This window comes from Kribbella sp. NPDC005582 (assembly GCF_040605415.1).
Lineage (GTDB): Bacteria > Actinomycetota > Actinomycetes > Propionibacteriales > Kribbellaceae > Kribbella.
In genome coordinates this window covers 297072-319422 of sequence record NZ_JBEXCU010000004.1, presented here as the reverse complement: position 1 = coordinate 319422, position 22351 = coordinate 297072, and the positions used below count along the sequence as shown (strand labels likewise).

Annotated in this window: 19 protein-coding genes; 15 read left to right on the top strand and 4 right to left on the bottom strand. The window is 67.8% G+C overall.

Going from position 1 to position 22351, the window contains the following annotated elements; translation table 11 throughout:
* Nucleotides 1-9 precede the first annotated feature (9 nt).
* From ABZS29_RS24675 to ABZS29_RS24660, 4 genes are all read left to right on the top strand, one after another.
* Nucleotides 10-1059, top strand: a complete 1050-nt coding sequence (locus ABZS29_RS24675; RefSeq protein WP_355464938.1) for a type III polyketide synthase — start codon at nucleotides 10-12, stop codon at nucleotides 1057-1059.
* Complete coding sequence (locus tag ABZS29_RS24670; protein ID WP_355464936.1) at nucleotides 1056-1565, top strand: isoprenylcysteine carboxyl methyltransferase family protein; 510 nt, start codon at nucleotides 1056-1058, stop codon at nucleotides 1563-1565. The genes ABZS29_RS24675 and ABZS29_RS24670 overlap by 4 nt, the downstream gene beginning before the upstream one ends.
* The gene (locus tag ABZS29_RS24665; RefSeq protein WP_355464935.1) at nucleotides 1562-2575 is read left to right on the top strand and encodes an FAD-dependent monooxygenase; all 1014 of its coding nucleotides are present in this window, start codon (nucleotides 1562-1564) and stop codon (nucleotides 2573-2575) included. The genes ABZS29_RS24670 and ABZS29_RS24665 overlap by 4 nt, the downstream gene beginning before the upstream one ends.
* Before the next feature lie 85 nt (nucleotides 2576-2660).
* Nucleotides 2661-3239, top strand: a complete 579-nt coding sequence (locus ABZS29_RS24660) for a DUF305 domain-containing protein (RefSeq protein ID WP_355464933.1) — start codon at nucleotides 2661-2663, stop codon at nucleotides 3237-3239.
* Nucleotides 3240-3440: 201 nt separating this feature from the next.
* Here ABZS29_RS24660 and ABZS29_RS24655 read toward each other — a convergent pair whose 3' ends face one another.
* A complete protein-coding gene (locus ABZS29_RS24655) occupies nucleotides 3441-4979 on the bottom strand; it encodes a helix-turn-helix domain-containing protein (protein ID WP_355464931.1) in 1539 nt (512 codons plus the stop codon).
* 90 nt (nucleotides 4980-5069) lie between these two features.
* Between ABZS29_RS24655 and ABZS29_RS24650 the strand changes: the two genes are divergently transcribed.
* Nucleotides 5070-6335 carry an FAD-dependent oxidoreductase gene (locus ABZS29_RS24650; protein WP_355464929.1) on the top strand — a complete coding sequence of 422 codons (1266 nt, stop codon included), beginning with the start codon at nucleotides 5070-5072 and terminating at the stop codon, nucleotides 6333-6335.
* Between the two features lie 266 nt (nucleotides 6336-6601).
* Here the strand turns inward: ABZS29_RS24650 and trxA are convergent, their stop codons facing one another.
* Complete coding sequence (trxA, locus tag ABZS29_RS24645; protein ID WP_355464928.1) at nucleotides 6602-6991, bottom strand: thioredoxin; 390 nt, start codon at nucleotides 6989-6991, stop codon at nucleotides 6602-6604.
* Nucleotides 6992-7073: 82 nt separating this feature from the next.
* Nucleotides 7074-7949 (bottom strand): aldo/keto reductase, encoded by an 876-nt coding sequence (locus ABZS29_RS24640; protein WP_355464926.1) that lies wholly within the window; start codon nucleotides 7947-7949, stop codon nucleotides 7074-7076.
* A 633-nt stretch (nucleotides 7950-8582) separates the two neighbouring features.
* Between ABZS29_RS24640 and ABZS29_RS24635 the strand changes: the two genes are divergently transcribed.
* The 8 genes from ABZS29_RS24635 to ABZS29_RS24600 all read left to right on the top strand — a co-directional run bounded on the left by ABZS29_RS24635 (nucleotide 8583) and on the right by ABZS29_RS24600 (nucleotide 18538).
* Nucleotides 8583-9668, top strand: coding sequence for a conjugal transfer protein (locus tag ABZS29_RS24635; protein WP_355464924.1), 1086 nt, complete (start codon nucleotides 8583-8585; stop codon nucleotides 9666-9668).
* A gap of 49 nt (nucleotides 9669-9717) precedes the next feature.
* Nucleotides 9718-10005, top strand: a complete 288-nt coding sequence (locus tag ABZS29_RS24630) for a hypothetical protein (protein WP_344153770.1) — start codon at nucleotides 9718-9720, stop codon at nucleotides 10003-10005.
* A complete protein-coding gene (locus ABZS29_RS24625; RefSeq protein ID WP_355464922.1) occupies nucleotides 10005-10568 on the top strand; it encodes a hypothetical protein in 564 nt (187 codons plus the stop codon). Before ABZS29_RS24630 ends, ABZS29_RS24625 begins: the two co-directional genes overlap by 1 nt.
* The gene (locus ABZS29_RS24620) at nucleotides 10565-13375 is read left to right on the top strand and encodes an ATP-binding protein (protein ID WP_355464920.1); all 2811 of its coding nucleotides are present in this window, start codon (nucleotides 10565-10567) and stop codon (nucleotides 13373-13375) included. The genes ABZS29_RS24625 and ABZS29_RS24620 overlap by 4 nt, the downstream gene beginning before the upstream one ends.
* Nucleotides 13376-13425: 50 nt before the next feature.
* A complete protein-coding gene (locus ABZS29_RS24615) occupies nucleotides 13426-15360 on the top strand; it encodes a hypothetical protein (RefSeq protein WP_355464918.1) in 1935 nt (644 codons plus the stop codon).
* 261 nt (nucleotides 15361-15621) lie between these two features.
* Entirely contained in the window at nucleotides 15622-16299 is a 678-nt protein-coding gene (locus ABZS29_RS24610; RefSeq protein WP_355464916.1) for a hypothetical protein, read from the top strand.
* Nucleotides 16300-16314: 15 nt separating this feature from the next.
* Nucleotides 16315-17466, top strand: coding sequence for a hypothetical protein (locus ABZS29_RS24605; protein WP_355464914.1), 1152 nt, complete (start codon nucleotides 16315-16317; stop codon nucleotides 17464-17466).
* Between the two features lie 235 nt (nucleotides 17467-17701).
* The gene (locus ABZS29_RS24600; protein ID WP_355464912.1) at nucleotides 17702-18538 is read left to right on the top strand and encodes a M48 family metalloprotease; all 837 of its coding nucleotides are present in this window, start codon (nucleotides 17702-17704) and stop codon (nucleotides 18536-18538) included.
* A gap of 82 nt (nucleotides 18539-18620) precedes the next feature.
* Here the strand turns inward: ABZS29_RS24600 and ABZS29_RS24595 are convergent, their stop codons facing one another.
* Nucleotides 18621-19709: a winged helix DNA-binding domain-containing protein gene (locus ABZS29_RS24595; RefSeq protein WP_355464910.1), complete on the bottom strand. Its 1089-nt coding sequence runs from the start codon at nucleotides 19707-19709 to the stop codon at nucleotides 18621-18623.
* 201 nt (nucleotides 19710-19910) lie between these two features.
* On the opposite strand from ABZS29_RS24595, the gene ABZS29_RS24590 reads away from it, so the two are divergent.
* Both ABZS29_RS24590 and ABZS29_RS24585 read left to right on the top strand, forming a co-directional pair.
* Nucleotides 19911-21368 carry a M4 family metallopeptidase gene (locus ABZS29_RS24590; protein ID WP_355464908.1) on the top strand — a complete coding sequence of 486 codons (1458 nt, stop codon included), beginning with the start codon at nucleotides 19911-19913 and terminating at the stop codon, nucleotides 21366-21368.
* Nucleotides 21369-21408: 40 nt separating this feature from the next.
* Nucleotides 21409-22296 carry an oxidoreductase gene (locus ABZS29_RS24585; protein WP_355464906.1) on the top strand — a complete coding sequence of 296 codons (888 nt, stop codon included), beginning with the start codon at nucleotides 21409-21411 and terminating at the stop codon, nucleotides 22294-22296.
* Nucleotides 22297-22351 lie beyond the last annotated feature (55 nt).

Genomic DNA, 22351 nt, shown 5'->3' with positions numbered 1-22351 from the left:
GATGTCACGATGACGCGGATCGCAGCGGTCCGGCCCGCGCTGCCGCCGTACCGATATGAGCAGGCGGAACTGACCGACGCGTTCGCCTCGATCTGCCTGCCGGACGGCCGCGGAAACGCGCTCCTGCGGCGCCTGCATGCCAATGCCGGTGTGTCATCGCGCCACCTGGCGCTACCACTCGAGCAGTACGGCGTACTGAAGGACTTCGGCGCCGCCAACGACGCGTGGATCGCCGCTGCGGTGGATCTGGGTGCTGAGGCGGTCGCTGGTGCGGTAGCGGATGCAGGGCTCGAGCTGGCGGACGTCGACGTCCTGATGTTCACCACTGTGACCGGTGTGGCCGCGCCGTCGATCGATGCGCGGGTTGCGATGCGGTTGGGGCTGCGAGAGGACGTGAAGCGGCTCCCGCTGTTCGGACTGGGGTGTGTTGGTGGTGCGGCCGGGATAGCGAGGTTGCACGACTATCTGCTCGCGTGGCCGAAGCAGGTCGCCGTACTGCTGTCTGTAGAGCTGTGCTCGCTCACGCTGCAGCGCGATGACTCCTCGCTGCCCAACCTGGTCGGTGGCGCACTCTTCGGTGACGGTGCGGCCGCAGTGGTGCTGACCGGCTCCGAACACCCGGCCGCCGCAGGTCCGTCGGTGCTAGCGACCCGGAGTCGCCTCTACCCGGACTCCGAGCGAGTCATGGGCTGGGACGTCGGCTCTGGCGGCTTCCGGATCGTGCTGGGTGCAGATGTGCCGGAGGTGGTGCGCATGTACCTCGGCGGTGACGTGCGGGGCTTTCTGGCCGACCATGACCTCACCGTGCCTGACATCGGCACCTGGGTCAGTCACCCCGGCGGACCGAAGGTCCTGGAGGCAGTGGCCGAGACCCTCGACCTGCGGCCCGGCGCACTCGACCTGACCTGGAAGTCACTCGATGCAGTCGGCAACTTGTCCTCTTCATCAGTGCTGCACGTGCTCGGTGACACGCTCGCCCTGCATCCTTCAGGCAAGGGCCTGCTACTCGCCATGGGCCCGGGGTTCTGTTCCGAGCTAGTGCTTCTGGAGTGGCCGTGAACTGGTACGTCGTCCTGGTACTGCTGGTCGGCCTGGAACGTGTCGCCGAGCTGGTGGTGTCGCTGCGCAACGCCAAGTGGAGTTTCGCCCAGGGCGGTGTGGAGTCGGGGCGCGGGCACTACCCGTTCATGGTGGTCCTGCACACCGGACTGCTGTTCGGCTGCCTGGCCGAGTCGTTCCACCGGCCGTTCGTCCCGGCACTCGGCTGGACGATGCTCGCGCTGGTGATCCTGTCGCAGGTACTGCGCTGGTGGTGCATCAGCGTGCTCGGACCGCAGTGGAACACCCGAGTGATCGTCGTACCGGGTCTGCACCTGGTGGCGCGCGGACCGTACAAGTTCTTGAAGCACCCGAACTACGTGGCTGTGGTGGTCGAGGGGATCGCGCTACCGCTCGTCCACACCGCCTGGATCACCGCAGTGGTTTTCACGCTGCTCAACATCCCGCTGCTCGCCGTACGCATCCGCTCTGAGGAAGCAGCGCTGAACGCAGCCCTGGTCAAGTGATCGACCTCCTGGTGGCCGGCTGCGGACCTGCTGGTGCCGCCACCGCCATCAGGGCCGCACTGGCCGGGCTGTCCGTTGTGGTCATCGAGCCCCGCAGCGGGCCGATCGACAAGGCCTGCGGAGAGGGGATCGCCCACAGTGCGGTTCAGTACCTGCAGCGGCTGGGAGTGTCTCTGGAAGGCCGACCCTTCAACGGCATTCGCTACCTGGATGCCGAGCACTGCGTAGACGCCCGCTTCACCACCGGCCCTGGGCTCGGCGTCCGCCGTACCAGCCTCCACCAAGCCCTGACCGCCCGCCTGACCGAACTGAAGGTGCCCGTCGTTCGCACCCGCGTCGGCGCCATCACTCAGGACGCGAGCTCCGTGAGTGCCGCTGGGCACACTGCCCGCTACCTGGCCGCAGCCGACGGCCTGCACTCGCCAATCCGCCGCCAACTAGGGCTGGGCGCCGCGGCGGGAGCTACCCGCCGCGGACTCCGCCAGCACTTCCACGTGGCGCCGTGGACGGACCTGGTGGAGGTGTACTGGTCGCGGCTGGGGGAGGCGTACGTGACTCCGGTCGCCGACGACCTGGTCGGCGTCGCCATCCTCACCACTGCCCGCGGCACGTTCGAGTCGCACCTAGAGGCGTTCCCAGCTCTCAAGCGTCGCCTCGCCGGCGCCACCTCAGCCTCTGCCGTGATGGGCGCCAGCCCACTCCACCAACGCGTCCACCACCGCGTCTTCGGCCGCGTGCTGCTGGTCGGCGACGCGGCCGGCTACATCGACGCGCTGACCGGCGAAGGCATCGCCGTAGCGCTCCGCACCTCCGCCGAACTCGTCGACTGCGTCCGCGACGACCGCCCATCCGACTATGAGACCGCCTGGCGCCGCGTCTCGCGCGAGTGCCGCTTCCTGACCGCCTCGTTGCTGTGGGCCCGTAATCGCCGCCTGCTCGCCCCGCACATCGTCCCCGCCGCAGCCCGCCTCCCGGGCGTCTACGCGCACATAGTCAACCGCCTGGCCTGACCTGTCGGCTTTCCGCCACTCTCTGTACGGCGCCGACCACGCTCGGTACCCTCGCCGCAAAACTTTGCTGTCGAGGAGCCCGCCCATGAAAGCTCTCGCCGCCCTCACCCTGCTCGCCGTCCTCGTTGGCTGCGGCTCCCCGGCCGCGACCTCCGCACCGCCCCCGCCCACCACAGCAGCCAGTACGCCGGCCACCGAGTGGAAGATCGACCCGTCGTTCAACGCGCTGGATCTGGCGTGGATCGAACTGATGATCCCGATGGACGAGCAGCTCCTGCGGGTGCTGGCGATGGCCGAGAAGCAGGCCGCCGACCCGGCCCTGCGGGCGTTCGCGACCGCGATGGCCGCTGGGCACCGGGACGAGGTGGAGAAGCTCAAGCTGAACCGGACGCGGTCCGGGATGCCGGTCCGCAACCCGCACGCGGGGCACGACATGGCAGGCATGATGACCGAGCCCGAAATCGTTGCCCTCGGCAAGACCTCCGGACCGGCCTTCGACCAGCTCTTCGCAAAGAACCTGAAGGAGCATCTGGACGAGTCGATCGTGCTGGCCAAGGACATCGGCAGCAACGGCAAGGACGCCGCGGTGAAGTATCTGGCCGACTCGATCCGGACCACCCGCTCGGCGCAGCTCGCCGAGCTGGCCAGCCTCACGAAAAAGTAAACGGGCCCGGCGGTCGCTCAGACAACCGCCGGGCCCAGTGGTTTTGGGCTCCCTGGTGAAGAGTCCAACCCCGGTCACTCCTCGAGCTCCCTGGTGAAGAGCTCGATCAGCGACAAGGAAGACTCTGTCAGCCGGATGTTGCTCAACCATTGCCGGAAAATGAAGCCTTGTTACAGCGGCCTGTGGCCTACGTCTCAGTGCTCAGTGCTCGGTTCGGACCGCCGCGATCTGCAACTGCAATGCCAGTCGTTCCAGTGGATCACTCAGGTCCAGCGCGGCGATCTCGCCGATCCGCTTCATCCGGTGCCGCAAGGTGTTGGTGTGCAGGTGCAGCTCACGCGCTGCCCGCTGCGGCTGGCCCGGATACTCCAACCAGGCCTGCAGCGTCTCGACGAACCCGGTGTCGTGCTCGATGTCGTGTCGCAGCAGCGTCGCGAGCGGGCCGTCCATCTTGTTCACGTCCAACGACAGGACGGCACGGTGCACGGTCAGCACGTGCCACGCCTCCTCGACCCGCAATACCGGGCCTGGGGCGAGCCCACGCCGTACCAGGCCTAGGAGCTCGACCGCCTCGGCTCGGGAGCTCGGCAGATCCGCCGGTCCGCGCGCCGGACCACCGGCCGCGGCCAGCGAGCCCTTCGGCTGGTCCGCAACCAGTTTGGCCAGCCACGGCCATGACCCCGGCCCGTCCGTGTCCGTGACGACAGCCAGGACAATGCCGTCGAGGTCAGCCAGATGCGGGTCGCTCCAGCCGTGCCGCCGCCCGGTCGACTCCCACAGATCGAGCTGCTGCGGTACGTCGTACCCCTCCGGCGAGGAGAGTGCGACCACGCGCCATGGCCGAGGTGGAAGCCGCACATCGAGCGGATTGTCCGGGGAGAACTGTCGGAGCACGGTCCGCAGCCTGTCGATCGCACTGCGCCGGGCGACGTCGGCCTGAGCTCGCAGTCGGAGCAGGTGCAGCGCCAGCACCGACGCGGCGTTGCTGAGCTCGGCCATGACCTCGTCGCTGACCGGACCGTTCACCACTGCCCAGATTGAGCCCAGCCACTCGCCGCCCGCGCGCACTGGCACGATGAGGCGCGGCCGGATCCCGTTCGGACCTTCCGGCACCAGAAACGGCTCACTGGACCGTGCGAGCCGTCTGAACACGCCCCTGGCCCGAAAGTGTGCGATCACCTCCGGCGGAACCCGACGCCCGACGATGGTGGAGACCCGGGCCGGGTCGGTGAAGTCCTGTCCGGAGGAGTACGCCAGTACGCGCGACTGGTTGTCTTCGATGGTCACTGGCGCGTCCACGATGGCCCTGGCCGCATCGGCCAGTGCGAACAGTTCCTGGTGCACGCCGGCGTCACCGGCCACGGGGGAGTCCGGTGCGGCCGCTCGGTCGAGGACTCCGCGCAGCAGCCACACCACGTGCGCCCAGGCCACGCTCGGCTGCAGTGCGACCAGCGTGAGCAACCACCGCTCGGCTGCCGCGACCACGGCTGGGTCGCGGGCGAGCGTCGTACGGAGAACTACGCCGGAGGCGTTTCCGGCCGCACAGCGCTCCACGAACTCCACTGCGTCCTCAGCGCCGCGCAGACCGAGCCCCAGCACCAGGTCGCCCGGATGGCCCGTGGCAGGCTCTTGCGGATCGGCCAGGAAGACGTCCCGGACCTCGATGTCGCCCTGCCCGGCCACCACCACCTCGAACAGGGCGGGACCGACGGCGACGATCAGATCAGGCGCGGAGATCATTTGGTTATTGTGCGCTGAGCACAGTCATTTGTCCCGCAAATGGTGTGATCGCACCATGACAGCCACTCCGGGCGGCCGCACTATCGATACATGGTCGCTGCTGGCTCCACTCACATCGTTCCCGATCGCGTCGCCGTCGTCGGCGCGGGCATGGTCGGTCTGGCCACCGCCTGGTTCCTCCAGGAGGCCGGCGTCGAGGTCACCGTGCTCGACCGTGAAGGCGTCGCCGCAGGTGCGTCCTGGGGTAACGCGGGCTGGCTGACGCCCGGCCTGGCCACCCCGCTCCCGGAGCCTGCCGTCCTCAAGTACGGCGTCCGTGCGGTGCTGAGTCCGTCCTCCCCGGTGTACGTCCCACCGACCGCGAGCCCGCGGCTCCTCAATTTCCTCACCCGCTTCGCTCGCAACAGCACCGCCGGACGCTGGAAGACCGCGATGGAGTCGCTGGTCCCGATCAACCGCCAGGCCCTGCCGGCCTTCGACTTCCTGGCCAAGGCCGGTGTCGAGGCCCAGACGTACGAGGCCAAGTCCTTCCTGGCGGCGTACCGGACCGAGGCCGAGCGCAGCGTGCTGCTCGAGGAGATCGAGCAGATCCACGCCGCCGGTCAGGGCATCGAGTTCGAGGCGATCACCGGTGACGACGCTCGCGAGATCGAGCCGTCGCTGTCCGACGAGATCGGCGCCGCGATCCGGCTGCACGGCCAGCGCTTCATCAACCCCGGCGAGTACGTCCAGCTGCTGGCCGACTCGGTCGTCGCCCGAGGCGGCCAGATCATCACCGGCGTCGTGGTGAAGAACATCATCGACGAGATCCGCGGCGTCCGCCTGGTCACCGGCGACGGCGAGACCGATCCGTTCGACGCGGTCGTGATGGCGACCGGCGCCTGGCTGACCGATCTGGCCAAGGACTTCGGTGTGAAGACCGTCGTCCAGGCCGGTCGCGGGTACAGCTTCAGCGTCCCGATCGCCCACGTCCCGGCCGGCCCGGTCTACTTCCCGGCCCAGCGAGTCGCCTGTACGCCGCTCGGCGACCGGCTGCGGGTCGCGGGGATGATGGAGTTCCGCAAGCCCGAGGCCAAGCTCGACCCGCGCCGGATCGACGCCATCGTGGAGGCGGCCCGGCCGCTGCTGCGGGACGCCGACCTGGATGCTCGGACCTTTGAATGGGTCGGCCCGCGTCCTTGCACTCCGGACGGTCTGCCGATCATCGGCGCCACCAGGTCGCCGCGGGTCTACGCCGCCGGCGGTCACGGGATGTGGGGCATCACGCTCGGCCCGGTCACCGGTCAGCTGCTGGCCGAGACCATCACCACCGGCCGCACTCCGGCCGAGCTCGCTCCGTTCGACCCCTTGCGCTGAATTCTTTCCCAGGAGGGACCGGCGTCGATCGGTCCCTCCGCCCGGTACTGACCGACACCTCGGCGCCAGTCGAGTGAACCGCTTCCGGACGGCAGCCTCACCCGCCCGGCAACCACCAGGGTTCACTTCACCGCCACGGTCAGCACCAGGAGCGGGCCCTGGCCGTTGATCTCCTGCCCAGGGCCCGCTCCCATCGACGACGCTGTGACATAAAACGAAGCCCCGGACCCCTGTCGGAGGAGCCCGGGGCATCGTTCATGCGTACGTCAGTGCGTGTGCGGCTCCGTGCCGTGCTCGGCCTCGTGCGCCGCGATCTGGGCGCGGACCTCGTCCATGTCCACGTCGCGCAGCTGCTTGATGAGGTCCTCGAGCGCCGGCGCCGGCAAGGCGCCCGGCTGCGAGTACAGGACCACGCCGTCGCGGACCGCCATCAGCGTCGGGATCGACTGGATCTGGAACGCCTGGGCCAGCTCGACCTGCGCCTCCGTGTCCACCTTCCCGAACTTGATGTCGGTGTGCTCCTCGGACGACTTCTCGAACACCGGCCCGAACATCTTGCACGGACCGCACCACTCCGCCCAGAAGTCGACCAGGACGAGGCCCTCGCCACCCACGACCTCGTCGAAGTTCTCCTGGGACAGCTCGACCGTTGCCACTACGACCTCCGAAGTTAGACGACTACACGCGATTCAACACCGAACCACCCGCGAGTGTTCCCGGTGCCCGGATCGGCATGGCTCAGATCGGGATGTCGATGAACGGGGAAGCGTAGTCCTGGACCTCCTGGAGGATGGATGCCGCGTCCTCGGGGGAGAGCTCTGCGCGCTCGCGCTCCGCGATGATCATCTGTTTGAGCAGTCGCGTCTCACCCGCCGTCGCCAGGCCGGTGATCTCCGGGTGCCCGTTCAGCAGCCACGCCGTGGCGGCCGTCACATACCGCTGCTCGTCGAACGGCCGGTACCACGTGTCGTACGTCTTCTCCTCACCGTCGCGCCAACCCCGCCGGGCGATCATCTTGATCGTCATCAGCGCGGCGTCCGACTCCTGTACGGCGGCCACCAGCTCGGCGTAGTCCGCGGCGTACTGGGGATCCGTGGAGAGGTGGTAGTTGAGCGGGGTGAGCACGCTGTCGAAGTCGAACCGGCGCAGCGCCTCCCGGTGCACGGACGGCGCCTGGGCGGTGTGGCCGGTGATCCCGATCGCCGTCACGAGGCCCTCCTCCTTGGCCCGGATCGCGGCCTCGAGCGAGCCGCCCTTGCCGGTGACGAGGTCGAGGTTCTCCAGATCACAGACCGCGTGCATCTGGATCAGGTCGAGGTGATCGGTCTGCAGGCGCTCCAGCGAACGATTGATCTCGCTCCACGCCTCGTCGAACGTCCGGCGGCCGGTCTTGGTCGCGAGGAAGATGCGGTCCCGGATCTCCGGCATTCGCGGACCGAGCCGCAGCTCCGCGTCGCCGTAGTCGGCCGCGACGTCGAAATGGTTGATGCCGGCGTCCAGCGCCTCCTGGATCGAGGCGTCGGCGCGGTCCTGGTCGACGGCGCCGAGCGAGGCGGCGCCGAAGATCAGCACCGAGCTCTGGTGGCCGAGCCGGCCGAGGCGGCGAGTTTCCATCCTGGTCCTCCAGGGGTAGCAGGGGGTACGTCGACCCTATGCCCTGACAAAGAGGTTTTGACCCCTCGCCACGGGAGAGTTTTCCACAGGGGCGCCCGAACGATCGGTTACTATGCGTGATCAGTTGGTGCGGTCTTTTACTCTTGTTGTTCGCACGGATTTTCGAATCTGTCCGAGCGGTGTGGCAAGGTGTGCGCTGCCTGATCGACCGAGGCGGGAATGAGAGAGGAGCTATGGCGACGGTACCGAAGGTGTCACGCTTGGCGTTCGAGGGTGACACTGCCCGCAAGTGGGGTAACAGTATGGCTGCGGGGAGCGATGGAGCATCCGGATCCTGGTCTCAGGACTCCCGGTGGATAGTTGCTTGCCGTATTCTCCCGGCTACTGTCCGCGTAACTGCTGTCTGAGGGGCGGGTAGCGATGAGTTGGTGGCGAACGGTGCTGAATCTGCCGCCAAAAGGTGAACACTGGTCCGACCAGCGGCGGCCGAAGAAGGCCGGCCGCGGACGGCCGCAGAACACCGCACCCGAGTGGTGGGCCCACCCGGATGGTCCGGTGTCACCCACCCCTCGCCAGGCACAGGGCGTAGCCGCGCAGTGGGCTGCACCTCAGACGCCTCCGCCTGGTGGCGTGATGGCTCCACCCCGTCGTCCTGGCGGCCGTCCGCCTGAGCAGCCCGGCCAGCCGGTCCAGGGTCATCCGCAGCCCGGTCAGCCGATTCCTGCCGATCCGCGGTCGGCTCCCGCCCAGCGTTCTCCGGAGCGGCTGCGGCAGCGGTCACCACACGGTGCCCACGCGGCGCCTGGTCCGGTCCGCGAGCCGCTGGAGCCCGGGCAGACGCCGTGGGCGACCGAGCCGGAGTCCTCCTTCTCGACGTGGGCACGTCGCTTCTTCCGCGGCCTGGTGGTCGCGGTTCTGTTGCTCGCCGCGATCAGCGGCATCCGGTCGTGGATCGCCCCAAACCGGACGCCGGAGACGGTGGTCGGCAGTCAGAACAGCTATCCGGTCGACGAGGCCCGCGCGATCGGGACGCGGTACGCGATGGCGTACCTGACCTGGGACGAGCAGAACCCCGACGCCCGTCCGGCCCAGGTCGGGCTCGACCTGGCAGCCGGCCTGGACAGCCGCGCGGGATGGAACGGGCGCGGCAAGCAGGTGGCTGTCACCGCCTATCCGGGTGAGGTCACGGTCGATCCCGGTGGCGTGGTCGCGAAGGTCGACGTACGGGTGCGTGTCCAGCAGTACTACCTCAAGGGCCGCGTGCTCACCCCTGGCCAGTTCGTCTGGCAGCGGGTGTCGGTACCGGTCGCGCGGACCGCGTCCCGGGTGGTGGCCAGTGGCCCGCCGACGTTCGTACCGGACAGCCGTGCGGCACTGCCGGACAACATGCCGGAGGCCGGCGTACCGGACGACGACCTGACCGCCGCAACGCGGAAGGACGCCGTGGCGTTCTTCAGTGCGTACGCCGAGTCCGACGACAAGGTTTCGGCGGTCGCCTCGCCGGGTTCCAGCATCCGCAGCCTGAACGGCGCGGTGAAGTTCGGTGAACTGAAGGACTGGCAGATCTTCACCGGCAACGACGACGAGCGACGGGCCACCGCCGCCGTCACCTGGAAGGGCGTGGGAGACACCACGCTGGACCAGACGTACACGCTCACGTTACGGCGTACTGTCGCCACGGACGGAGCACAACGATGGCAAGTGGCCGCCGTCGGATGACCACAGCAACCCGCCGTCGGACGACCGAGGCACCAAGGGAGACACCGCAATGACGACGCACGAACTGGCTGCGAGCGTGGTTCAGCTCGTCGCGCCACTGGCGAACGCCAATGTCCCGACCGGCGCGGATTTCAAGGACTGGGTCCTCGTCATCGCGGGCAACATCTTCATCGCCATCCTGGTCCTGCGCGCGATCGGGCACTACTTCAAGCGCGAGTGGGGCGAGCTGTTCGGCCACATCGCCGCCGGGGTCCTGGTCGGTGGGCTGATCTACGCCAACAATCAGACCATCAATGTGCTGAAGGGCTTCTGGGGATTGCTCTCCGGGGGTAATTGATGCGCGTCGGCCGTACCCTGACCCACCACTTCGAGATCGAGACCCGGCAGTACGACCTGCTCGGGATCGACCTCGGCGAAGGCGCGCGGCGCCGGATGATCATCTTCGGTGCGGTGATCATCCTGGCCTGGATCGCGCTGCTGTTCCCGTTCATCGGGGTGCCCCAGAAGGGCACCGTCAGCCTGTACGTCGTCCCGCCGTTCGTGATCACGGCGTTCGGCTGGCGACCCGGCAAGTTCCACGAACGCCGCCGCCGCGTCACCGAGTGGGCGCTCGCCGTCCGCTACGCGCTGCGCGCACACCGCCCGATCATCGGACTCGGCGCCCGGGCCGCCGACAAGACGGAGTACCTGCCATGGCGTGAGCGCGTCGCGACCCAGAAGGTGGCGAACCTGGCGAAGGCCCGGGTCACGCCGGAATGGGAACGCGAGGTCGTGGTGGAGCTGGATCCGATGGTCCGCGCCGGCGCGGACATCACCGTGAACCAGCGCGCCCGCCTGCTCGGGGCGGACCACGTGCAGCGGGTCAGTCGCAGGAATTCGTCAGGGAAGGTGCACGAATGAAGATCGCTGACAAGCTCCTGAACCTGGTCGGGGTCGGCCGCGAACGCGGCCTGCCGCCGCCCCGGCTGGTGGCCATTGCCGACGGTCTGCTCGTCACCGAGCGCAGCGCCGAGGCGTGGTTCCTGATCTCGGTGGCGAACACCGACCTGGCCACCGAGGCCGAGCAGGACGCCGCTCTGGACGCCGCCGTGAGCGCCGCCGCGACGATCCTCGGTGACCGGCTCAGCCACCTGAAGGTGGTCTGGGGCCGCTCCACCGGCCAGGACTACATCGACTCCGTAGCCGGCCACTACCGGCTCGGCGACCACGAGGCCTGGGCGCAGACCCGGGCCGACCGGATCGACGAGATGCGGATGCCGGAGCGGTACGTCGCGCTCGGCGTCCACCTCAGCGACCGCGACCCGCGCGCGACCGCGCAGGTCCGCGGCTCGATCAGCGACGCCCTCGGTACGACGTCCTGGCGCGTCAGCGCGCGCGAGCTCGCGCACCTGGACGAGCGAGTCCGCAAACTCGGCCGGCAACTCGGCTCGACCGTGTGGCGTGCGCACACCGCCCCGGCCGAGGTCATCTCCTGGCTGATCAGCCGCGAGATGCACCGCGGCGCCGTGGCCGCGCCCCGCCGCGGCCTGATCACGGGCGCTTCGCTGGCCCGGCTCACCTCCGGTCGCGTCGTGCCGTACACCGATCACCTCCGGATCTACGACACGCGCGGCCAGATCGCGGCGTACACGACTGTTCTGGCGATGACCGACTTCCCCGAAGAGCTGGAGACCCCGGGCCCGGGGGAGTGGCTGCGGACGCTGTCGGAGATCAAGGCGATCGACGACGACGGCGACGAGATCGACGTGACCGTCGAAGCCTCGGTCCGGTTCCGCGTCCTCACCAAGAAGACGGCCCGGCACCTCGTCGACGAAACCCGCAAGAGTGCCAAGGAGCAGCGCCGTTCGGCCGCCAAGGGCACCGCGGAGGAGACCGCCGACGAGATCGTCGAGACCGAGCGGGTGATGCGTGAGGTCAAGCGCGACATCAACCGCAGCGGCCTCACCCTGGTCGAGGACCACCCACGCCTTCTGGTCAGCGCGGATACCCGCGAGGACCTCGAGGCGTACGTCGACGCCGTCATCGCGCACTACGCCGACCGCGGCATCACCGTCGCCCCCGGTGCCGACGAGCAGCGCGACCTCTGGCTCGAGTCGCTCCCCGGCGACCAGCTCCGCGTGCCCGACCTCGGCCACGTTCGCGAGTCGACCGCCTTCTTCGGCTCGTGGTTCTGGGGCGGCGCGTCGATCGGTGACGCGACCGGTCCGGCGATCGGCTACCTGACCGGATCCACGCCAGGCCTCGTGCGCTTCGACGCCGCAGCCGGTTCGGCCCTCGGCGACGCGACCACGACCCTGTTCCTCGGCCGCTCCGGTCGAGGCAAGACGACCGCAGCCATGCTCGGTGGTCTCGACTCCGCGTTCGCCGGGGCTTGGGTCCCCTTGCTCGACTTGAAGGGTGACGCGGCCGGCGTATCGGCCGTCGCCGCGGAGTACGGCGTACCGACTGCTGTCATCGAGATCACCGCCCAGTTCTCCGGTGCCGCGGACCTGCTCCGCGTCCTCCCGGTCGACGACGCGCTCCTGCAGGCGCCGTCGCAGCTGATGCTCCTGCTCCCGCCACACCTCCGTGGCGCCGCCGAAGCCCCGGTCATGGCCGCCACCCGCGCCGAGATCCAGTCACCCGACCCCTCGTCGTGGGGCGTCATCCAGCGCCTCTGCAACTCCGATTCCGAAACCATCCGCACGGTCGGCTTCGCCCTCCGCGACCTCGTCGAGACCGGCCTCGGTTCCGTCGTCGCCGGCCCACCCTCCGGCCTGTCCTCCCTGACCACGAACCCCGGCCTCTGGGTCGTCCAGATGCCCGGCCTCACCCTGCCGTCCCCCGAGTCGGCCCCCGAGTCCTGGTCCCCGATCGAACGCGTCGGCATGGCCTGCCTCCGCGGCTGCCTCGCCTGGATGGTCCGCACCACCGGCCGCCGCGAGTTCCGCGGCCGCTCCAAGGTCGTCATCGTCCCCGAGGTCCACCTCCTGACGAAGACCCCCGACGGCGCCTCCTTCCTCGACTACATCGCCCGCGTCGGCCGCGCCCTCGGCGCCTCCCTGGTCCTCGACACCCAGGACCCCGCCTCGATCCTCAAACTCCCCGGCCTCGTCGAGCAGATCACCACCCTGTTCGCCTTCAGCCTCCGCTCCCGCGAACAGGTCGACTCCCTGCTGGAGTTGTTGGGCCGCCCGCAGACAGCGCCGTACCAAACGCTCGTCCGCGGCATCAACACCGCAGCCAACGGCAAGTCCATCCGCCACGGCCACTGCATCATGCGCGACCGCTGGGACGAAGTAGCCACCGTCCAGATCGACATCCCCAGCCAGCGCGTAGCCGCCCTCCTCCGCACCACCCCCGAATCCGAACACGCCAACACCCCCGCCCAACCCGTCCTCCCCCCGGCCGCCCCCGCCGACCCCTTCGCCGACGACGAAGACCCCCAAGACCTCCCCCAACCAGCCGCCACCGCCACCGCCCAATCCGAAGCCCACACCACCCAAGACCCACCCCCCACCGACCCCGCCCCCACCACCGCCTCCCTAGCCACCCCGCCCCCACCCCCCACCCCCAGCGGCCACCACCCCACCACCCGCCACGAGGCCCCCATAGGCCCCGACGACGTCTACGACCAAGAAGCCGACCACCCCGACTACAACGAAGCCATGTCCCCCGCGTACGCCGACACCGAGCCCCCCAAGGGCAACAAGGAGCACGTCGCATGAGATGGGCTCGCCGTCTTCGTACGGCGGTGACCGTTCTGTGCGTCTCGTTCGTGGTGACGGCTCAGCTCGCGCTCGCGGCCGACCCTAACCAGGGACCTACGAATCCGACCGGATTCGGTGACCTGCTCCCGACGCCGGACCTGACGCATGGTGACACCCGGACGATCTTCGAGCAGTACAGCCCGATGGTCTACGGGCTCGACTTCGAGAAGAGCATTCGCGATCCCATCGAGTCGGTGTTCAACGGTTACGCGCATCTGGTGATGATGTACATCATCGCCATCACTCGCGGCGCGATCTCGGTTGGTTGGTGGTTGTTCTCGTTCACCGACGTGAAGCCGCTGACGGAAGCGACCTCGGCCACGATCGGTGCCTCAAGCAACCAGTTGATCGGCTGGTTGCTACCGTCGGCGCTCGCGTTCGGCGCGGTTGCGGCATACATGCAGCGGCGGTCGAGCGGTAGCGCCATGGGACAGATGGTCTGGATCTTTGTGGCAGGTGTACTCGCGGTCAGTTTCGCGGTGGCGCCCGCGACCTGGCTCCGCGGTATCGATGGCGCCCGCCAATTGGGTGCGGAGACCATCATGACCGCTTCGGCCGACGCAATGGGCCCCACGATGCAGAGCCCACTACCTTGGCCGGAACCTGGCTTCACCGGTACGGCGAAGGACACGATGCTGAGGAAATCCGCTGATGCCACCTGGCGCGGATTCGCCGTCACGCCGTGGTGCATCGCGGAGTTCGGCTCTCTGGACGCCTGTGGTCGGTACGGCAAGGGAATGCTCGACGCCGGCACCGACGCCGAGGCCCGATCGAAGTACATCGATTCGGTCATTGCACCGGCGGAAGGAGGCAATGATGCTCCCACGGTCAAGTGGGTTAAGGGCGACAACGCTTTCGGCAGAATCTCGGTCGTGATGCTTGCCGCGATTGCGGCAACGCTGTTCGCCTTTCTCAATGTCTCTCTCGCGTTCACGGCCCTGATGGCGTTCGTCGGCTGCTTGCTGTTGTTGGTTGTCGGCGTCTTTTTCGCGTGTCTGTGGATCATTCCCGGAAGACCACGGCAGTGGGGTCTCAACTGGTTCGAGGCTCTGATCGGGCTCGTGATCCAGTCGTTCCTTGCCATGCTGGTCTTCGGGACCGCTCTGACGCTGGTTACGGCGGTCTTCAGCCTGACCGGTGCACTGGGCTGGCTGCCCGTCTCCGGACTTGCGATCGCAGTTCTGATCGCCGGGTTCCGATTGCGGCGCTTGCTGGACAATCTCACGTCGATGATGCGTCCTGGATCCGGCAGTATCCTGCTAGGCGGTCTAGCCAGGCGCGGAGCGATGGGCGCGTTCAGGCGGTTGGCTGGTTCTCTGGGTAGCAGGAGCGCAGCTCCTGCGTTGACCGAACGGCGCGGCGGACGTCTCGGTGCCGGCGACGCGGAGCCGCAACGTGTCTCGTCGGTCAGGGTCTATCGGCAGGCACCGGTGGCCGGCGCCGTCGGCCGAGGCGGTGCTGCCGGTAGCTCGCCTTACGAGCTGACAGCCGGTGCCGAGCGGCGACGAGCGGATGCCACATCGGCCGGCGGAACTGGGCCAGGCGGACAGACCGGCCCGGGCGCAACGTTGGCTGGCAACGCCGCGCCTTCCCGCGGTACGTCAGCGGCGAATCTGTCCCGCTCGCGTGGCCAATCCAAGACGGAAGGCCGAAGGACGATTACTGTCACCGCAGCAGGCGTCGCAGCCGGCGGAGCAGCGCCGGCGTCAGGTGGGCGAGCCTCGGCCGAGCAGAAGGCGCGACACTCGCGCCCCGTGGCTGCTCCTGCCAACGAGAACAGGTTCGAACCGCGAACTCACAGTCAATCCGCGAGTCTTCGCGAAGGCCCTCCCAAGGCGCAGCGATCCCGGCGTACCTCTGGTTCATCGCCGCAGCGTCGATTCCGCGAGTACTCGGCTGTGACCAAGGACGGCGTGACTCTGCACGTGCCGTCGCGCAGGTGATCCCCGATGGCCAGAAAATCACGAGCTCCACAAGATCGCCGGGAAGGCGCGGGTAGTCGCTCGCGTCACCGAGCCGATGACGCCAACCCGCCCGCCGCGGGAGCGGCCCCAGAACCAGGTCGCCGTCGTCCGGATGCCCCGGACGACTGGCGTTCGTTCCTGAGTGCCGATTACGACTATCCAGATGAGCTTGACGACCTCCATGGTCGGGACCGGCGGCGCGCGAAGCGAAACTGGCGACGCGACGACCACGCACAACGCATGGCCTGGCTACGCGATCAGCGGCAGGCTGAGCCCACGAGCCCGGCTGTCATCGTCGCGCTGGTCGTCATCGTTGCGATTGTCATCCTCGGACTAGGTGGCGGCTTGCCGCGGTTGTTCGGCGGGAAGAACTCTGACGATGGTGCGCCGATCAGCCTCTTGACGCCGGGCCAATCGGTTGTGCTGCCGACAGCTCCGGCCAGCTCCAGCCAGCCGACTGCATCGACCACCACGACGCAGCTCACGGTTCCGCCCCCGCAGACGCAGCGTCCGTCGGGTGGAGCCGTCGCATCGGCGGACCAGGTTGTTGCTGCCTGGGCCAAGGCGTTCTACACCAGGGATCCAGGGACGGAGACCTACGCGGCGTTGGTCGCGAGATGTGCGCAGTACACGACCCCGGATGTCGCGTCGAGCTTCGGTTCTGCCGGTGACCCGACCTACGACGCCTTGAAGCGCGACGGCGGCAAGTCGACGGTCATCGCCGCCCCCGTAAGCGCACCTCCGGCGAACGCGGAGGCACCCGTCGACACGCCGGAGCGAATCACGCGGTTCGTCAAGGTCACAATCGATGTGACGGGTAAGAACGCTCAGCGTTTCGACGTCCCTTTGCTGATCACGCTGACCCCTCAGAATAATCAGTGGCTTGTCAGCGACGTCTCCGGCGGCACCGGGCCATGACAGCAAGGGGGCGTGATGTTCGACGAGCGTGATCTCGGACGTGGCTTCATGGCTGTCGCGAGCAGAGGCATGGTCGCGAAGGCCGCTGCCGGATTGGCTGTGCTGGGGCTCGCGAGCCTCTTGATGCTCGCCCCGTTCGGCGGGGCCAACAAATCACAGGCAGCCTGTCTCCCTGGTGTTCCCGGGCAGCCAGGGATGCCGTACCAATCAGGAGAACTTCGCCAGACTCAGATCGAGTTCGCCAAGCTGATCGACCAGGTCGCCGTAGAACGGGGCCTGCCGGGCAGGGCGACGTTGATCGCGCTGATGACCGCCCTAGTGGAGTCCAATCTTCAGAATCTGGACTACGGCGACGCCGACTCCGTAGGGCTGTTCCAGCAGCGGCCTGACGCGGGTTGGGGTGACGCTATCAAGATCACGGAAAATCCGCCGATCTATGCGATCAACGCCTTCTTCGGGGGCGACGCTGCGCCAGATCCGCCTGGTCTGGTGGACATCAACGGATGGCCGTCGATGGCGCTCGGGGATGCGGCCCAGCGTGTGCAGGTGTCGGCGTTCCCTGATCGTTACGCCACCCGCGAGCGCGAAGCGCGCAAGATCGCCGCGGCTGCGGGCATTGATCTCGCAAGGCGAGGTAATCCGTACGCGGGTCGGTCTGGCCTACCCCCGGGTGCCTCCGTGGGCGATGGCACACCGGACGAGGACACCTGTGACAGCGGCGGAGGCCTGGAGAGCGGCCAGCCGGTGAACGGCGTCTGGCCGGAGCAGGCGCAGTCCGTCACCGACCCAACAGGCACCGGGGGACTGCTGACCCCGCGAACAGCGGCATGGGTCGAGGAAGCCCGGAAGAACCTAGGCACCCTCAGCATGAGTTGCTGGGACGCACACGTCTGGAACCCGACCAGCGACCACCCTCGCGGCAAGGCCTGCGACGTCATGGTCGGTGCCGACGCCAGACGCTCCTCCCCGGCACGCGCTCGCGGCGACGAGATCGCCAACTGGGCCGTCAAGACAGCCGGCCAAACCGGTGTGCACTACGTGATCTGGTACGGCAAGATCTGGTCTGCGCGCCGAGGCACGTGGATCCCCTACAACGGCGGTGGCGTCTACGTCCCCACTGACACGACCGGCGGCCACTTCGACCACGTACACGTGTCCATGTGGTAGGTCCTGGTCAAGCGACAGACTCGAGGAGGAACGACCGATGAGCGGCCCCGGCGACCCGAACTACCGGAACAATGCCTGGGGCGATGAAGAGTCGGCCTATCAAGGGGGCTATGAAGGACAGAGGGCTGTGCCTCCGCCTCCGAACCGACCGGAGTTGCCGAGCTCACCCGGATCATCTCCCGGAAGTCGCGCACCTCGAGTCGAAGTCTCGACTGCGACATTGCTCCTCTCGGCAGTGCCTTGGTTCTTCTGGAGCTTCGCCGTCGTTTCGTGGATCGTCGGACTGCTCGGATTCGGCTGGGGCTGGATCATCGTCGTCGCCTGGCTGGTCTCGGGGCTGGTGGTGTTCGTACGACCGGTGGAGGAGTTCCTCGCGCGGTACTTGTTTCGTCTGAGGCTGCCCACCTTGGTCGAGGAGCAGCGACTACGTCCGATCTGGCAGCAGGTCGTCGGCCGGGCCGGCGTACCGGAGAAGCGTTATCAGCTCTGGATTCAGGAAGCCGACGATCCGAATGCGGTTCCTACGCCCGGCCACACTGTCGGAGTCACCAGATGGTCGCTGTACAACCTTCCACCGTCACATCTCGAGGCCGTGCTTGCGCATGAGCTCGGACATCACCTTGGTGGCCGAGACTGGATCAGTCTGCTGAGCTTTTGGTATTCGATTCCGGCTCGGTGTGCTTTGATCGGTGTCCGAGCACTCGGCAGGCTGATGAAATCCGTTCCGGCCGTCGGGTGTGCGGTGATCGGGTTCGTCGTGGTCGGCTACGCCGGAGTGCTCGTCGCTGTACTGACGTTCGATGACAGTTTGGTGCTGCCGTTCCTCTTCCTTACTCCACTTGTCGCGCCACCGATCCTCGCCTGGCTCAGCCGCCGGGAGGTGCTGCAGGCCGATCGACGTGCAGCGGCCATGGGGTACGGAGCGACCCTCATTCAGGTGTTGTACGGCTGGCAGGTCCAGCATCAGCAGATGCTCGGTCGAGACACCAATCGCCGTTCCCAATTCATGTCCAGTGCACCTTCACCGGCTGAGCGGGTCCGAGCCTTGGAGACGCTGACATCGACCAGTTGAGGTCGCCCCGGCGGCACTCCGTATCGCTGAAGGACCGCCCGGTGTCTTCGAAACAGCTCGGCCTCTGGCCGGGCTGTTTGCGTTATGGGGTCAGGAAGCGGACTTCGTGGGCGGCGCCTGGGTGGGCGAAGGCGAGGAGCGCACGGGCTTCGGGTTCTATCTGGGACTGGGTTTTCTTGGGGAGAGGGGCGAGGGGGGTGATTTCCAGGGTGGCTTGGGATTTGGTGGGTTTGGGGATTCGGTAGGTGGCGGTGGGGTGGCCGTTGTGGAGGAGGGTGCCTTGGGTGTAGAGGGATTGGAGGGGGCGGGGGGAGGACCAGCGGGAGCGGTCGGCGTGGGAGAGGTAGAGGTTGTCGAATTCGGGGAGGAAGCGGATGGGGGGAGTGAGGTCGGGGGAGGGGAGGGTGAGGGTGGGGAGGTCGTAGAGGGTGCGGCCGGAGTCGGCGTCGGTGTAGGTGCGGAGGTCTATGCGGTCGAAGATTTCGGCTAGGTGGGTCAGGCCGGACCAGGACTGGGCGTCCAGGACCGAGGCGGGACCGTAGGCGGCTAGGTAGCGGAGGACCAGGGATTCGGGGTCGGGGGTGGGGGAAGGGTCGGCGTTGAGCCAGAGGTGGGGGAGGGACATGGCGGGGTTGCCGCCTTTGCCCCAGATGCCGCGGGGCGGGGTCTGGATGGTGGGCAGCAGGCACCGTACGGCGTGCGCGAGCGCGGCGGGGTCGCGGTCGGGCCAGAGGGGGGCGAGGTGCTCCCGCAGCTGTACGGCGGTGGCCGGGCCCGCGGTGATGCGGTCGGTGCCGGCCTGGAGTACGGCGGGCATGTCGAGACCCTCGAGGCGGTGCCGGCCGTAGGTCATGTTCTGGTAGACCTCGCGGTCCAGGCGGGGCTGGATGAGCGGGCGGAAGGCGAGGAAGTCGCGGCTCGACATCAGGTGGATGGTGGCGCGCATCATCGAGCCGCGGACGGCGGTGCGGCCTTCGAGGAGGTCGGCCAGGTCGGCGGGCTGGAAGGCGGTGAGGCGGGACCAGAGGCCGACGTACGGCGCGAGCGGGATCTGGGCCTGCATGCCGACGAGGTGCTCGATCGCTTCGAGGGCGGTGGCGTCGTGGCGTTCGAGCAGCCATTGGCGCTCGAGGGTGGCGCGGTTCTGGGCCTGCAGGCTCAACTTCGACATGGCCGATCTTCTCCCGGCCGGCGGTTCATCCGCCAGAAAGCCGGACCCGAGCCGACAGGTTTTCCCTTGCCGCCCCGACTTGCCGGGAAGTTCTGCTTCCCAGCGGGTACCGAAGGCAACTAGTGTCTCGACGGATCGTAGTGGTTGCGTCACGCAACCTGGACGCAACCTGAACGAATCGCCGACTGTGGGAGGGAATGTATGTCGAACCGCCGTAAGGCGATCGTGGCCGTCACCGCCGGACTGGCCACCATCTCGCTCGGTCTTAGTGTCACCAGCGCCGCGGGGGCAGCGCCGGAAGCCACGACCCTGGGCAGCCTGAAGCTCGTGAAGACCAAGACGTCTTTGCTCGGCAAGCACTACTGGTACCAGCAGACCTTCAAGGGGCTGCCGGTGATCAACGGGTACTACGCGAAGCACGAGTCGAAGTCCGGTGTGCAGATCGCGGACGGGCGGGACGCCATCCCGGCGAACCTGGACGTCTCGGCGAAGCTGCCGGCCGCGACCGCGAACACGAAGGCCGCCGAGGCGATCAGCGCCAAGGCCGCGCGCGCCCGGATCGCGGGGGCGGACAAGGAGGCCGAGAAGGTTCCGGCCGCCGGCAAGAGCACGGCGCAGCTGGCCGTGATCGGTGGACCGAACGCCCGCCTGGTTTGGGCGGTCACCAGCCGGTCCAGCGAGGGGTCGACGCGGAGCCTGGTCGACGCGGACAGCGGTTCGGTCGTCGAGTCGAAGGTGCTGAGCGACAACGTCAACGGGCACGGTTCGGTCTTCGACCCGAACCCGGTGGTCAGCGAGCAGAACGAGAAGCTCACCGACAACAACGACAAGAACAGCGACGAACTGTTCCTGGCGCAGAAGAACGTGATCCTGCGCAACCTGGACGGTTCGGGCAAGCTCAACGGCAGCTACGTGAACATTGCGGAGGCCAAGGGCGGGCTGGCGCAGAGCAAGACCAACACGTTCGTGTACCAGCGCCAGAACGACAAGTTCGAGCAGGTGATGGCGTACTACCAGGTCAATCAGACCCAGGAGTACATCCACAAGCTCGGCTTCACCGAGGTCAACAACGAGTCCCAGGACTTCTCGATCAACACGTTCTCCGGGGACAACTCGTTCTACGACCCGTCGGTCGACGTGATCACGATGGGCGAGGGCGGGGTCGACGACGCCGAGGACGCCGAGGTGATCTGGCACGAGTACGGTCACGCGATCCAGGACGACGTCGTACCTGGTTTCGGTGAGTCGCTCGAGGCCGGGTCGATCGGTGAGGGCTTCGGTGACTACTGGGCCGTCACGATGTCGATCCCGGTCAGCAAGGGGTTCAACCTGCCCTGCGTGATGGACTGGGACGCGACGTCGTACACGTCCACCGAGCCGCACTGCCTGCGTCGTACCGACACCGGCAAGACCACCGACGACATCGTCGGCGAGGTGCACGACGACGGCGAGATCTGGTCGAACGCGCTCTGGGACATCCACAACGCGCTCGGCCGCGAGAAGGCCAACAAGCTGATCCTCGAGGGCACGTTCTTCTACGCCCCGGACACGTCGTTCGCCGACGCCGCCCGGGTCACGGTGCAGGCCGCCCGCCTGCTCTACGGCAAGGCTGACGCTCAGAAGGTCACCGACGCCTTCAAGGCCCGCAAGATCCTGTAGCAAGTGCAGGCTGGTCATGGGGCCCCGCTACGGTGGCCCCATGACTGACCTGACCGGACGACGGGCGCTGGTCACCGGCGCCACCAGTGGACTCGGCTACGAGACGGCGAAGGCGCTGCTCCAGTACGGCGCTGAGGTGCTGGTCGCGGCCCGTAACCCGCAGAAGACGGCCCAAACAGTCCAAGACCTCAAGCAGGCAACGGGTCGTGAGCCGGTCAGCGTCGAGCTGGACCTGGCCGACCTGTCGAGCGTCGAGGCGGCGGCAACCCACGTCACGAACACGTACGACACCCTCGACATCCTGGTCAACAACGCCGGTGTGATGGCGACGCCGTACCGGCAGACCGTCGATGGGTTCGAGCTGCAGGTGGGCACCAATCACCTTGGCCACTTCGCGCTGACCGGCCGCCTGATGCCGCTGTTGCAAGGCGGACGTGTCGTCACGGTGAGCTCGTTCATGCACAAATCCGCGCGCGGAATCACCAAGGCGGATCTCAAAGCAGAGAGCGGCTATGCGAAGTGGCCGCAGTACAGCAAGTCCAAGCTGGCCAACCTGCTCTTCATGTTCGAGCTAGGCCGACGCGTACCCGCGGTGCTCAGTGTCGGCGCGCATCCGGGCTATGCCTCGACCCATCTGCAGGCGGCCGGTCCCGAGCTGGCCGGCGCCAAACTCATGGCCAAGGTCTGGGGCGGTCTCAACCTGTTCGCCCAGTCCGCGGCCGCCGGTGCCCAGCCGACCCTGTACGCCGCCACCGCGCCCGACCTGCGTTCGGGCACCTACGTCGGCCCGAGCTTGTTCGAGCTCCGCGGCGCGCCGAAGGTCGTCCAAGCCACCCAGCTGGCTCAGGACCCCACGCTGGCCGAGCAATTGTGGGCCTGGTCGGTCGAGGCCACCGGCGTCGATCCGGCACTCAGCGTGCGGAGTTAGTGACACAGCGGCAACTTTGTGGTTACCTTCGGGTAATTTCCGAAGCCGGAGGTCC